Here is a 13946-nt window from a genome sequence, read left to right on the forward strand (position 1 = left end):
AATTTATCTTTGTGAAAAATGTTTATTGGTTAATCGCCATGCAAAGGCAGCGTAAAAAATAAAGTTCAGGCACTGGGTTAACAGTCCGGCAATGGCAAGCCACCATACAGAAGAATCATTTGGAATAAACTTTACCGCAATAAAAAAGCTGATAATAAATAATCCATTGACCATCCATAGAATCATACTGCGCTTTGCGATAACGACTACTCCCGCGAATATTGTTTCTATCGAAATAATTCCTTGCCAGGCAGCCAAAGCAAGAAATACGAATTTAATCCCGATAACGCTGCCGGCATCACGTCCTTCGGATAGAATCTCCAGAAACCATGGCATAATAAAGTAAACTAAAAATACTCCCACGATATAAATCGGGAGGGTATTTTTCAAATAAACTTTTACATTGACATAAAATAGTTTTTTATCACGCTCAACCCATGCTTTGGCCTGCCTGGCATGATATATATTGGCTTGCGGGCCTATTGCAACGCCCGCCAAACCGTCCGAAAACTTCTTGGCATATTGGAAAACGGATATCATTCCTGGCGCCAGATATGAAAGCGCATTGTTTAATATCATTCCGACAAAGAAATTATGAAAGGAATGTCCAATACGCATCGTAAAACTATTTTTTATGAACGAAATGAAAAATTTTGTATCTATATTTTTGGGGAAGCTTGCCCACTTGATCAAAATTAATGGATACAACACCAACTGTACCAATATCGAAAAACTGCTCCATTTAGCAAGTTCAATAACATCATGTTCATCAAGCAAAATAAAAACAAGTAAACTTAATAATTGACCCAAAGGCAATATCAAGGATAGGCAATAAGATGCACCGTAATAATGATGCACATTCAAGGTGCAACGCACTACATGAAGCAGCGGCGAAAAAGCTACCTGGATTAGTAATATTAAAAATACGGGGATGGCAAGTTCCTTGGCTTGCCTTCCAAATCCTCCGGCAAATCCATCCATTATTGCATTAACAATTACAAAGCAAACTGCGCTAAATACTAAGCCACTGACTATTGCCCATACAAATGCACCTCCCAAGAAATCAGCAGCATCCTCTTTATTTCTTAGGTATATCTCGGTATAAAATACCTGGAACTGCTCTACTCCAATCAGTACCAACAAGCTTAGTATCGCTATAATTCCAACATTCAATAACCAGATATCAGAGTTAATATCCGTACCAAACAGTTTCCATACCAGCACCGAGTTCATCAAGCCAATTCCGGCGCCGAGAACCGCGAGCATGTTGTACTTGAGGAGCATACTAAACGTCGTCTTTCAACTCAAAATCGATATCGAGTGCGGGCAATAATTTTTCATTACAGGTTTTTACAAAAAAGCTCCGCATCTCATCGAAGCGATCTGGTTGCAACAAAAAAGTGCCCTGCAAAAGTTCAGCGACGATATGCATACTCAGATGTATTAGAAGTTCACGCCAAAGAATTCTTCGATCTTGCTGATCGAGAAGTCCATCATTTCACGGGTCAGGCCCGGGAAGACGCCGATCCACAGGGTGTCGTGCATGATGCGGTCGGTATTCGTCAGCTCGCCCGAGACGCGGTAGTTACGCCCGATCATATACGGCTGGCGCGTCAGGTTGCCGGCAAACAGCAGACGCGTACCGATCTTGTGTTGGTCCAGGAAGGTCAGCAGGCTGACACGGTCCACATTCGCTTCCGGACGCAGGGTGATCGGGAAACCGAACCACGACGGATCCGAGTTCGGCGTCGCTTCCGGCAGGATCAGGAACTCCGCACAGCTCTGCAGGCCATTTTTCATGTAGTTGAAATTGTCCTTGCGCGCCTGCACGAAACCGGCCGCGCGGTCCATCTGTGCCAGGCCGCAAGCGGCCTGCATGTCGGTAATCTTCAGGTTGTAGCCCAGGTGGCTGTAGGTGTACTTGTGGTCATAGCCGTCCGGCAGCGTGCCCAGCTTGCAGCAGAAGCGCTGGCCGCAGGTGTTGTCCTTGCCTGGCGCGCAATAGCAGTCGCGGCCCCAGTCGCGGAACGATTCGGCAATCGCTTTCAGTTCCGGATTGTTGGTGAACACCGCGCCGCCTTCGCCCATGGTGATATGGTGCGCGGGGTAGAAACTCATGGTGCCGATATCGCCGAAGGTGCCGCACATCTGGCCGTTATACGTGGCGCCCAGGGCGTCGCAGCAATCTTCCACCAGCCACAGATTGTACTTTTTGCACAGCGCGACGATGACTTCCAGGTTAAACGGATTGCCCAGGGTATGGGCCAGCATGATGGCCTTGGTCTTGTCCGTGATGGCCGCTTCGATTTTGCTGGCGTCAATATTGTAGGTGCCCAGTTCCACGTCGACGAAGACGGGTACCGCACCATATTGCAGAATCGGATTGACGGTGGTCGGGAAACCGGCCGCCACGCCGATGACTTCGTCACCGGGCTGGATGGCGCGCGCGCCGAGTTTCGGCGACGTCAGCGCCGAGAAGGCCACCAGGTTGGCGGACGAGCCGGAGTTCACCGTGATCAGGAATTCGACGCCGATGAACTTGGCCAGGCGCTGTTCGAATTCGTCATTGAAACGCCCCGTGGTCAGCCAGGCGTCCAGCGAGGCTTCGACCATCAGGCCCATCTCGGGGGCGCCGACGACTTTGCCGGCCGGTGGAATCACCGTCACGCCCGGCTCGAAGGGTTTCGGCACGCTGGCCAGTGCGCCGTATTGCGCCACCAGGGCGGCGATCTGCTCGCGGATTTGTTGTTGGGTCAGTTGTTCGCTCATGATACAGCCTTCAATTTATTAGGTAATTAATCAGGTATTTTGATAGGTGGCGATTTGCGCCAGCGTCATTGCCCGCATGTCCGCGCCCTGGTCGCAGGCCTTATGCCATTCGACGATCTTGGCGATGGTCTGGCCGATGTCCCAACGCGGATGCCAGCCCAGCTGGCCGCGTGCCTTGGAACAATCGAGTTTCAGATAGGTTGCCTCATGCGGATGGTCCTGTCCATCGAGCGACCAGGAGGCGCCCGCGCCCCATTCTTGCGTCATGCGCTCGATGATCCATTCGACCGGCTTGGCGTCGGTATCGTGCGGGCCGAAGTTCCAGCCTTCGGCATGCACGGGGCCTGCCGTGTACAGGTTTTCCGCCAGGGTCAGATAACCGCTCAATGGCTCGAGCACATGCTGCCACGGGCGGATTGCATGGGGATTGCGGATCATGACCGGCTCGCCGGCGCCAATCGCGCGCAGCATATCCGGGATCAGGCGATCCAGCGCCCAGTCGCCGCCGCCGATGACGTTGCCGGCGCGGCCGCTGCCCAGGGCAATACCGTGCTCGGCGTATTTGTCCGCATGGAAGAAGGAACTGCGGTAGCCGGCTGTCACCAGTTCGGCACAGCCCTTGCTGTTGCTATAGGGATCGTAGCCGCCCATGGCCTCGTTTTCGCGGTAGCCCCACGGCCATTCGCGGTTTTCATAGCACTTGTCGCTGGTGACATTCACCACCGCACGCACGCCAGGCGTGGCGCGCACGGCTTCGAGCACATGCACCACACCCATGACGTTGGTGGAATACGTTTCCACCGGATTGGCGTACGAGTAGCGCACCAGCGGCTGGGCGGCCATGTGAATGACGATGTCCGGGCGCGCGGCGGCCATGGCGCGCTTGACTGCGTCGCCATCGCGCACGTCGCCGATGATCGACTGCATGCCACGCGCCACGTCGGCGACCTCAAACAGGCTGGGGGTGGTGGGCGCCGCCAGCGCATAGCCGGTCACGTCGGCGCCAAGCTGCTGCAGCCACAGGCTCAGCCAGCCACCCTTGAAGCCGGTATGCCCGGTGAGGAAAACACGTTTTCCTTGCCAGAATGCGGGATTCATCAAGCCGCCTTCCAGGGGGCCTTGCCCGATTGCCACAGTTCTTCCAGGTGCACCTTGTCGCGCAAGGTATCCATCGGTTGCCAGAAGCCGTGATGGAAGAAGGCATGCATTTCGCCTTCCCGCGCCAGGCGCTCCATCGGCGCCTTTTCCCACACGGTACTGTCTTCGGCGATATAGTCGATGACTTGCGGCGACAGCACGAAATAGCCGCCGTTGATCCAGGCGCCATCGCCTTGCGGTTTTTCCTGGAAACTGTTGATCTTGTTGCCATCCAGATTCAGCGCGCCAAAGCGGCCGGGCGGCTGCGTCGCGGTCAGGGTGGCGAGCTTACCGTGCGCCTTGTGGAAGGCGATCGATTCAGCAATGTTGACATCGCTCACGCCATCGCCGTAGGTGAAACAGAATGCCTCTTCGCCTTCCAGGTAGGGCTGGACACGCTTCAGACGCCCGCCGGTCATGGTCTCGTCACCCGTATCGACCAGCGTCACTTTCCACGGCTCGGCATTGCGCGCATGCACTTCCATCTGATTATTCTGCATATCGAACGTCACGTCCGACGTGTGCAGGAAATAATTCGCGAAATATTCCTTGATGACATAGCCCTTGTAGCCGCAGCAAATCACAAAGTCGTTGATGCCATAGCTTGAATAGCTTTTCATGATATGCCACAAAATTGGCTTGCCGCCAATTTCCACCATCGGCTTGGGCTTTGTTGATGTTTCCTCACTAATACGGGTTCCCAATCCTCCCGCCAGAATAACAGCTTTCATTTCATTCCCTTACTCTTCAATTTACTTCCCGCAGGCAGGCCCAGGCATACCCGCTATTCAATTATTTTTTCCCGCCCAAGCATTTTTCAGAGCGTTCCAACGATATTTGCTGCCCTCATCATGAGCAGATCGCAAATATGCATCACGCATCAACGCCAAAAACAATGCCAAGAATCCACCACAGACAAATCCCAAAATAATAATAATCATTTTTTTCGGTTTTGATTTTTTTTCTGCCGGTACTGCATTATCAAGAATTTGTATGTTCGACGATTCTTTGGCCTCGTCTATTTTTGCCAACTCATACTGTTTTGACAGCAATTCAAATATGGTTTCCTGATATTTAACATTACGCAAGCTTCGTATATATTCAATCCCCACCTCAGGAATCTTTCCGGTTGGCACCATCAAATCGCCGTCCTTGGATGATTTCCCTGTTTTCAATCTAGCAAGTTGAGCTTGATATCCCTGTATTTCCCCCTGCAAACGCATAAGATCTGGATTGTTATTTGTTGCAAAGCTCCGCATTGCATTCAGTTGCACTTCTTTGGCTGCAATCGTTCCTTCCAACTGGGCAACGTTACGGATAATGCCCTCGACTTGTCCATCCAATTGCAGCATGCCAGTACTTTCCTGTGTCTTGCGCAAAGCAATTTCGGCATTCGCCAAGTCGTCTTTAACCGCGACTAACTGTTTTTCAAAAAACAGGCGGCGCTGCGCAGCATCGGTTATCGCAAGGCCCTTGGTCAAATTCGACAGCTCAATGACAAAGGCATTGGCTATTTGAGCCGCAAATTTTGGATCTTTATCTTCGACCAGCACAGAAATAGTTCCGGCTTTATCATTAACGACAGTCGCTATTCCATCCAATTTCTTGCGCGCCTCGTCTGATGTTTCCACATCAAAGCGTGTTTTCAAATCAAATTGACTTATCAGTTTGTCTGCGATGGTTCGACTTTGCAACATGGCAACATACAAATCATTAGGATTCTTCAACCCTGCAATACCGCCGGCGGCTCCAGCCAGTCCGCCAAGCTGTCCCAACATGGCAGAGACTCCCGAGCTTTGCTGCTGAGGAGGTAAAATGACTGCTGTCGATAAAAAAGTCGGCTTAATCAGGAATGCAACAGCGATTGCCAATACTCCCGTTACCAACGGCACCATAAACAATATTTTTTTTTGCCGGGCAAGTGCAGTCAATATATCCAATAAGTGAATTTCATCATTATTTTCATTCATCGGTACGCTCTGCTCTCTATTTTTTAATTGCTCAGACATCTTTTTCTCTCGGTTGATAACCCGTCATATTTTCAGCGTCACCAAGGTTCGTTTGTCTTACGCATATCGCATAACTATCAAAATACCCTGGCATCTACTTGGCCATTAGTCTTTCAGCACCTTCAAGCCAGCCGCACCCAAACCAAACTGATAAAAAATAGATGTCCATTCCTTCAAGCTCTGCATGAACGTGCTGCGTTCGATTTTTTCAGGCACCACGACCGTATCACCGGGATTCAACGCCGTGCCGCCGAGGCCGCCGAACCAGCCGGTGCCTTGGCCGCTTTGCGCCGTGCCATCCGCACGAATCACGTACATTTCGGATTTATCCGCATTCGCGGTGATGCCACCAGCTTGCTGCACATAGTCGTTGACCGTGCGCTGTGAGCGATAAACGAACGCATTTTGCTGGAAGACAGAACCCAGCACATCCACGGTGCCGGGGCGGCGCGGGATCAGGATCGAGTCGCCGTCCTGCAAGGGCAAATCGGGCAGGTTTTTCACTTGCGTATCGACGCCAGGTAAATCGAGCACAATGCGGCCTTCTGCCTTGACGGTGCGCAGTTTTTGCACGATGCGGCGCTGCTGCTCGACTTCAGCAGCCGTTTTTGCCGCATTCTCCTTGTCGCCACTCGAGGAGATGCGCTGGGTGGCATTCGATTCCAGGTCGCGCTCAAAGCGGTCGGCCACCTGGTTCAATTTGATTTGCTGGGCGCGGCGTACGGATTCGCGGTTCAATTGGGTGGCGTACAGGTAGCCGTTTTCATTGGCACCACCGACACGGGCGATCAGTTCGCGCAAGGTTTCACCTTTTTTCAGCAAGAAAATACCGCTCTGCTTTGCTTCGCCAGCCACGCGCACGTATTCATTCTGGATTTGTGCCTGGACGGGCACAGCACCTGGTGCGAACACGCGCAGAATATCGGTAGGCTTGACGGCAATGCCAGCCAACTGGCTGCTGGAGACGCCTTTGTCGGCCACCAGTTCCAGCACGGTTTTATATTGATTGTCGATGTTCTTTTCGACCACGATCTGCTTGGTTTCCGCCGCCGAATCAAAACCACCGGCCCAGCTCAGTACATCAGCCAGTGTCGCGTTGCCTTTCAACTCGAAGATGGCCGGTTGCTTCACGCTGCCCGTCAAGGCCACCAGCGAGCCCACCTCAGGAATATAGATCACGTCGCCGTCGCGCAAGGTGACGTCACGGCTCTTGTCGCCGTTGACCAGCATGTCATACAGGTCGAACGTGGTGACGGTATCCTTGCCACGCTTGAGCTGGATACTGCGCATGCTGCCGGTAGCGTCCGGACCGCCCGAGGTAAACAGGGCGTTGAGCAGGGTGCTCATGGAATTGAGGGTATACGTACCGGGACGAACGGCATGGCCAACCACGTACACTTGCACGGCACGCGTTTGCGCGATGCTCGCAGTCAGGTCGAAATTGGTGTATATCTTGCCAATGGCCTTTTTCAAATAGCCCTGCAAATCCTTGTACTGCACGCCGCTGACCTTGATGGAGCCGACGCGTGGGATGAAAATCGCACCGCTGCGGTCAACCGTGGCGCTGACGTCAATGTCGACCATGCCCCATCCGCGTACCTGCAGCTCGTCACCCGTGCCAATCACGTATTCCTGGTTCACCTGGACACCATCGAGCGGCGCAAAGGTGGACGGCACGTCGCCGAACAGATCCTGGCCAAAGATGCTCAATTTCTTACCGGTCACGCCATCGACATACTCTTCGAAAGCCCCGACTGGCGCATCGACATCAGTACCAGTACCCACAATGCTCCGTTTGCCGTTACTGTTGACGGGGACTTTTTTTGCCTGACGCTGCTCACCGCGTCCGCTGCGAATACTGGGCAAACTGCTGCCGCCCATTTCATTCGCCTGTGCACGGGAAATATCCGTGCGGGGCATGTCAGTTGCGCCAAGTTCCTGTTCGACGGCATAGGCGGAAGTTGCCCCCAGCAGGAAAGCCGAGAAAATCATGTGTTTCACGAAAGGCGGGGGAGTACGAAATTGCTTTTTCATGCTGGTCTTTGTCTGGATGAATGTTGTATGAGTAAAGGGAGCACCATGCGCGCTTAATACTTGCCCTGCCAGGTCACGCTGATTTCTTTCGGGCCGGGATTGATCGACAAACCCGATTTGCTCTGGTCGCGCTGCGCGTGCCACAGCCAGCTGCCCATGGCGTAGCCGACGATGCCGCCGGCGACCGTGTCGGACACCCAGTGCTTGCGGCCGAACACGCGGCCGGCGGAACCCACGGCAGCCACGCTGTACAGCCATGGCGCATCGTATTCCTTGGCAAATGGCGTCACGGCAGCAAAGCCAATCGCGGCATGCGCGGAAGGGAACGACGAGTTCGAACGGGAACTGCCGCTGCCGACGCGGCTCCACGTTCCGAGGTCTTCCTCGGGACGGGCACGGCCAAACGCATATTTACCGGCCACTGCCAGGCCCGTTGCCGCAGCAACCGATTGCAGGGATATGAGTCCCGTATTTTGCATGCGCTCATCACCCAGGGCGAAGGCGGCAGCAGCGGCGCCCACTGCCGCATAGGGCATAGCCTTGCCCAGCTTGTCCCAGTTGCGGTAGACCTTGGAATCCTCGTGCTTCTTGACGAAACGGTCGACGGGCTTGTCGCTGAGGGCTGATGCCAGCACCACGCCCCCGACCACTGCCGTCGCCTTGAGCCACTCAGGGGCGCTAGGCGTAGCAGATGCGGATTGTTCCAGGCGTGCGCGCATGGCGGGCCATGGGCTGACAAACGGCCGGTCCGGCGGATTGACGGCAGGCAGGTGCTGTTCGTCCGGGCGCTCGGCAAAGTTGCCCAGGCCATCGTAGCTGTGCATGTCGGCGCGCGGGCGCTCGAACATGTCGTACAGGTCGCCAGGCGAAGCCACCATCTGCCCCACGTCGCGCGTCCATGGCGCAATGGCAAAACCGGCCGTCGATTGCGTATCCATCGGCAACATACTGTTCAGCGGCACGGACAGGAAGATGCCACGGTCCTGATACGGCTTCGACGGCGTACCAGGGCTGGTGATGTCGTTGCCGTTCGTATGCGTGTACCAGGCGCCGACTTCGATACCGGACTGGAAGCGGCGCTTGAACTCCATGCGCACGCCCGTATCTTTGGCCAGGAAGCGGCCGGCGCGCGCCGTCACGGTAATATCGTGCGGCAAGCGGTAATGCAGGGAGCCGATCGCCGTCACCGTCTTGTAGTCGCGCGAATCGAGCAAGCCCTTGTAGCCACGCTGCTGCAAGGCATCGACAGCCACGTCGGCCGCCCAGCGGCTATCCTTCGGCAGGTACAGCACCTGGCCGCCCACGCCGCGGAACATGTCTTCATACAGGCCGGCCGACATGCGGGTATACACGCGCTCGGCGGGATTGTTGTATTTGTTCAGCAAGACGCGGCTCAGCGAGAAACGCCCGCCGCGCAAATATTCCGCGATATCGGTACGCACGTGCGGCAAATTGCTGTTCGACGGCTGCTTGACGCCCGATACCGTTTCCAGCAACTGCAGGCTGGCGGCGCTATTCAGGTACAGGCCATCGCCGAGGCGGCGGTCATAATTGGCTACCGCCGAGATCGAATAACGGAAGGCACCGCTCGGGTCGTTGAAGAAGAAGCCCACCTTGGGAGCGACCTTGAAACGGTTCGCTTCCCGATCCAGCGATTTGATCTGCACCACGTCGCCATCGACGCCGACGCCGACGGCCAGCTTGCCGTCGTCCTGGAGGACATTGGCGGCCTTGGCGGGAGCAGGTGCGGAAACAGCAGGAGCAGGCGCCGCTGGCGCAATGGCAGTCGCCGGAGCGGCGGCAAGTGTTGGCGCGGGCGCAGGTACTGGTGCAGGTGCTGCGGCAACGACCGGTGCCGGCTTGTCGAGGAATTCCTGCAGCCAGCCTTGCTGATCGTCCCGGATCACATCGCTTTTTTCAGGGTAGCGCAGCAGCACGACGTCGAGGAAGGCCTTGCGGTCGATCTTGCCTGCCAAATAGTCATTCAGTTTTGGCAAATCAAAGAATTCGTAGGTGGCGATTGGCTGGTCCAGTTTGGTATACGTGATGCGCAGGGTCGTCACGCCCTTCGGCGTGAAGGCGACAGCCGTGCGCGCGGCACGGCCAACGGCGCGGCCCATGTTCGAGATACGGCTGTTGGTCAGGCTCAGGCTGAGGACATTGCCTTCCTGCTCGACACGGATGTTCTTGTAGTCCTGTTTTACCAGGGCATTGACCAGGTCGGCGCCATACACGGCATCGCGGTGCCATTCTTCCTTGCTCGGCAGCGGTGGCGGATTCTTGTCGTCCACGAAATACGGCGGTTCGTACACCTTGGGGACAAACTCGCGTTCGCCAAACGGAATGCTGATATAGGCGTTCACACTGAACTGGTCGCGGTTGCGGGCCGCCTGCAAGGCAAGCCAGCCCCAGCGGTACTCCAGGCCCACAGACGCGCCTTTGCGGCGCTTGCCGGCATTCGTGTCGCTTGCGCGGAAGTCGCGCAAGTAATTCGTTGTATCGTACTCAGCCACCACCGACCAGCGCGGCAGCGCGGCCGGCGTCCAGCGCGCACCGGCAAACACGCCGTCCGGGCGTTTATGGGCATAGCCGAGGCTCGCTTCGATATTCTTGCTGGCGCCAAATGTCTTGGTAGCCACGACGTATTGCCCCTTGAACAGCTCGGTACCAAACAGATCCGTCATGCCGACGGCAACGGACGGCAGCCACTCCGTTTCCGTCCACAGGCGCAATTTACCGTCGACGACTTTATCCTTGTAGCGGCCATAGCCACTGCCATATTCACCGGGCACGTTGGTAAAACCGGGAATGCCCGTGATCGACACATAACGTCCCGTCATTTGCAGGAAAGGCAGGATATTCGCCGTCGCCCATAACTGGCCATACGGGCTGTCGTAGCTGTAGCCAACGCTGAAGGTGCCGTCCGTTTCCACCACGGCGCTGGGCATATTGATATACCCGGATTGGCCACCATGATTCGGTGTCGCAGCCATCACCGAAGGCGCGCCAAGCACCAGACAGCCACACCAGGTATATTTGATTGATTTTCTGAGTACGCTTAACAAATCCGGCTACCTAAAGATCCTGCACCTGGAATTCCTGACAATGTCTTCAGAAAATCAATGAGCTTGGGGAAACGTGAATAAAACGAAAAAAGGCCAACCGACGGGCATCTTGCAATGCCACGTATCAGTTCGCCACTCAAACTAGGCACTCCCGGGCAACAGATGGTTGCTTAATCATGCCTCAGGAATATATGTCGCGGAATTTTAACATTGTTTTCTTGTAGCAAATGCTTAACTTGTTTCCCTTGCGCCACACCTGCTCATGCACCGCAAACGCCGCCTGCGGCGCTGCGGCATGCGGGAAAGGTCACTTCAAACTGCCAAATACTTTACCGATAATCTTGCTGCCATACGCGAGTGGATTGCTGCGGATGGCTTTTTCTTCCTCGCCAATCATCAGGTACAGGCCGTCAAGCGCACGGTCCGTGACATACCCTTCCACCGTCGATTGCTGCTGCGGCACCAGTCCCGTCTTGCCGATCTGGCTCATAGTGCTGTTGTACTTGCTGGCCAGGCCAGAACGGTCGGTAACGGATTTCACGATGGGCAAGAATTTGACGGCCAGGGGCGCCGAGGTCTTCTGACGGAAGAAATCCGTGACAGAGGTATCGCCACCGGACAGGATATTTTTCGCGTCGCTCACGCTCATTGATTTGACGGCGTCGAGCAGCAAGGGTTTGGCCATGGGCACGGCCGACTCGGCGGCCCGGTTCATCGACACCACCAGGTCGTCCAGTTGCTGGCCGCGGCCCGTCATTTTCAGCAAGGGCTTGGCTTGTTCCAGGATGCCGGGCAACTTGATCTTCACCTTGTCGTTATTGAGAAAACCATTTTCGATGCCCAACTTGGCAACAGCGGCGGCCGATCCGGCTTCCAGTGCCGCCTTCAAGCCATTGCTCGCATCCTGGTTACTGAGAGCATCCAGGGGACCGGCGGCGCCTGCACCGGACGACAACAACACCAGCGCGCACAGGAGGGCGGCCGAACGGCCAGGTAAAGGGTTCAGGCGCATAGTTTTCCTTTTCTAAAGAATGGACAGACTACCTTCTGCTGGAACCTTAGCACATCAAAACTGCAAATACCGCAGCAATTTTTTGCGTCTTGGGGAAAATAAGGGGTGCCACAGATGGCGGAGGGAAAGGACTATACAACACCGGCTGTTGTATCCGCGCACGCTAACGCCGGCGGCATGGTTTAGAACCTATCCCAGTAGATGAATACATCTCCTGCTGGCGCGCCTCGGAAGCGGGGACTGCGTTGATCGTCGTCGCGTAGCTCGCCACGCGTCCTCCTCACGCCTTGTCCGCGCTCCCGAATACGCTGCCAGCAGAAGACGCTCCCTACCGGGATAGGTTCAGCCTGCTATCGCCGCCAGCTGTTCGCGCACCCGCGCCAGATCCGTCTCGCGCATGCGCGCCGCCGTCTGGCGCAGGGACTTTTCCGCGCCGGCCACGCCGGCCGCCGCCGCCATCGACAGCCAGATATACGCCTGCTGCAAATCGAGCGGGCCACCCTGACCGCTGGCCGCCATCAAACCCAGATTCATTTGCGCCCGCGCATGGCCCTGGCGCGCGGCCAGCGCATACCAGTCCCAGGCGGCGGCATAGTCCTGCGGCACATCCTGGCCATTGTCATGCCGCAGGCCCAGCGCGAACTGCGCCAGGCTATGGCCTTGCGCGGCGGCGCGGCAATAGCAGGCGCAGGCCTGCTGGCTGTCAGGCGCAGGGCCGTCGTCGCGGTCGTGCAGCACGCCTTGCATGTATTGCGCCGGCGCATAATCCTGCTCGGCGGCGCGGCGGTACCACTCCAGCGCCAGCGCCAGATCCTGCGGCACGCCCTGGCCATGTTCATAGCGCAGGCCCAGGTCGAACTGGGCCCGCACATGTCCCTGGTCGGCCGCCTTGCGGTACCAGAAGATGGCTTCCTGCGCATCGGCAGGCATGCCCTGCCCATGCTCATGCAGGAGTCCCAGTTGGTACTGCGCGGCGGGAAAGCCCTGCCCGGCCGCCTGGCGGTAAAAGACCTGTGCCCGGGTATAGTCCTGCGCGCCATGCTCATGGTGCAGGCCCAGGTTATGCTGGGCCGCCGCATGTCCCTGGCCCGCTGCCTTCACGTACCACGCGAGTGCCGCCTGTTTATCGCAGGGCACGCCCTGGCCATTGTCGTAAATCAGGCCCAGGTTGAATTGCGAACTGGCGTGGCCCTGCTCGGCGGCGCGCCGGTACCAGGTAACCGCCTGCCCGCTATCCTGCGGCAGCACGTCGCCATTTTCATAGCGCAGCGCCAGGTTGAACTGGGCCGGCGCATAGCCTTGCTCGGCCGCCTTGCGCATCCAGGCCGTCGCCTGCTGGCGGTCCTGGCGCACGCCCTGGCCATTGTCGTAGCGCAGGCCCAGGTTGAACTGCGCCCGTGCATAGCCCTGTTCGGCCGCCTTGCGGTACCAATTGATGGCTTGCACGAAGTCCTGCGGCACGCCCTTGCCATTGTCATACATCATGCCCAGATTGTTTTGCGCGCCCGCGTCGCCCTGTTCCGCCGCGCGGCTGAACCACAGCATGGCTAGTGCGCTATCTTGCGCGAGTCCCTGGCCCTTGGCATACAGCCAGCCCAGGTTGTACTGCGCCGCAGCGTAACCCTGCTCGGCCGCCTGCTGGTACCAGTGCGCCGCCTGCGCAAAATCCTGCGCCACGCCCTGCCCCTTCTGGCACATCACGCCCAGGTTGTATTGCGCGTGTTCGAGCCCCTGCGCGGCGGCCAGGCCATACCAGTGCAGCGCCAGCGCATAGCTTTGCTCGATGCCCTGGCCATTGAAATGCATGAAACCCAGGCTGTGCTGGGCGTTCGCATTGCCCTTCTCTGCCAGCCCTTTCAGGCGCAGGTAATCAGCCGTGTAATGAGCAGCCGTGTAACGGGGAGCGGCAAGCGGCATGGG

Annotated in this window: 9 protein-coding genes; all 9 read right to left on the bottom strand. The window is 56.5% G+C overall.

Going from position 1 to position 13946, the window contains the following annotated elements:
- Window positions 1-3 precede the first annotated feature (3 nt).
- The gene (locus BZG29_RS26705) at window positions 4-1266 is read right to left on the bottom strand and encodes a lipid II flippase MurJ (protein WP_150131067.1); all 1263 of its coding nucleotides are present in this window, start codon (window positions 1264-1266) and stop codon (window positions 4-6) included.
- A 177-nt stretch (window positions 1267-1443) separates the two neighbouring features.
- Window positions 1444-2769 (bottom strand): lipopolysaccharide biosynthesis protein RfbH, encoded by a 1326-nt coding sequence (gene rfbH / locus BZG29_RS26710; protein WP_077408253.1) that lies wholly within the window; start codon window positions 2767-2769, stop codon window positions 1444-1446.
- Between the two features lie 30 nt (window positions 2770-2799).
- Complete coding sequence (gene rfbG, locus BZG29_RS26715; protein WP_077408756.1) at window positions 2800-3867, bottom strand: CDP-glucose 4,6-dehydratase; 1068 nt, start codon at window positions 3865-3867, stop codon at window positions 2800-2802.
- Window positions 3867-4637, bottom strand: a complete 771-nt coding sequence (gene rfbF / locus BZG29_RS26720; RefSeq protein ID WP_077408757.1) for a glucose-1-phosphate cytidylyltransferase — start codon at window positions 4635-4637, stop codon at window positions 3867-3869. Before rfbF ends, rfbG begins: the two co-directional genes overlap by 1 nt.
- Window positions 4638-4694: 57 nt before the next feature.
- On the bottom strand, window positions 4695-5915 hold the full coding sequence (locus BZG29_RS26725) for a GNVR domain-containing protein (protein ID WP_077408758.1): 1221 nt from the start codon (window positions 5913-5915) through the stop codon (window positions 4695-4697).
- 105 nt (window positions 5916-6020) lie between these two features.
- A complete protein-coding gene (locus tag BZG29_RS26730) occupies window positions 6021-7949 on the bottom strand; it encodes an SLBB domain-containing protein (protein WP_077408759.1) in 1929 nt (642 codons plus the stop codon).
- 53 nt (window positions 7950-8002) lie between these two features.
- A complete protein-coding gene (locus BZG29_RS26735; protein WP_253192716.1) occupies window positions 8003-10897 on the bottom strand; it encodes a YjbH domain-containing protein in 2895 nt (964 codons plus the stop codon).
- A 424-nt stretch (window positions 10898-11321) separates the two neighbouring features.
- Window positions 11322-12026 carry a DUF4197 domain-containing protein gene (locus BZG29_RS26740; protein ID WP_077408761.1) on the bottom strand — a complete coding sequence of 235 codons (705 nt, stop codon included), beginning with the start codon at window positions 12024-12026 and terminating at the stop codon, window positions 11322-11324.
- A gap of 342 nt (window positions 12027-12368) precedes the next feature.
- The gene (locus tag BZG29_RS26745; protein WP_077408762.1) at window positions 12369-13943 is read right to left on the bottom strand and encodes a tetratricopeptide repeat protein; all 1575 of its coding nucleotides are present in this window, start codon (window positions 13941-13943) and stop codon (window positions 12369-12371) included.
- Between the last annotated feature and the right edge of the window lie 3 nt (window positions 13944-13946).

The organism is Janthinobacterium sp. LM6, from assembly GCF_002002885.1.
GTDB classification, from domain to species: domain Bacteria; phylum Pseudomonadota; class Gammaproteobacteria; order Burkholderiales; family Burkholderiaceae_D; genus Janthinobacterium; species Janthinobacterium kumbetense.

What these genes read in the sequence shown, in the direction of transcription:
- BZG29_RS26705 (WP_150131067.1), bottom strand. Translation starts at nt 1,266, where the DNA reads ATGCTCGCGGTTCTCGGCGCCGGAATTGGCTTGATGAACTCGGTGCTG.
- rfbH (WP_077408253.1), bottom strand. Translation starts at nt 2,769, where the DNA reads ATGAGCGAACAACTGACCCAACAACAAATCCGCGAGCAGATCGCCGCC.
- rfbG (WP_077408756.1), bottom strand. Translation starts at nt 3,867, where the DNA reads ATGAATCCCGCATTCTGGCAAGGAAAACGTGTTTTCCTCACCGGGCAT.
- rfbF (WP_077408757.1), bottom strand. Translation starts at nt 4,637, where the DNA reads ATGAAAGCTGTTATTCTGGCGGGAGGATTGGGAACCCGTATTAGTGAG.
- BZG29_RS26725 (WP_077408758.1), bottom strand. Translation starts at nt 5,915, where the DNA reads ATGTCTGAGCAATTAAAAAATAGAGAGCAGAGCGTACCGATGAATGAA.
- BZG29_RS26730 (WP_077408759.1), bottom strand. Translation starts at nt 7,949, where the DNA reads ATGAAAAAGCAATTTCGTACTCCCCCGCCTTTCGTGAAACACATGATT.
- BZG29_RS26735 (WP_253192716.1), bottom strand. Translation starts at nt 10,897, where the DNA reads ATGCCCAGCGCCGTGGTGGAAACGGACGGCACCTTCAGCGTTGGCTAC.
- BZG29_RS26740 (WP_077408761.1), bottom strand. Translation starts at nt 12,026, where the DNA reads ATGCGCCTGAACCCTTTACCTGGCCGTTCGGCCGCCCTCCTGTGCGCG.
- BZG29_RS26745 (WP_077408762.1), bottom strand. Translation starts at nt 13,943, where the DNA reads ATGCCGCTTGCCGCTCCCCGTTACACGGCTGCTCATTACACGGCTGAT.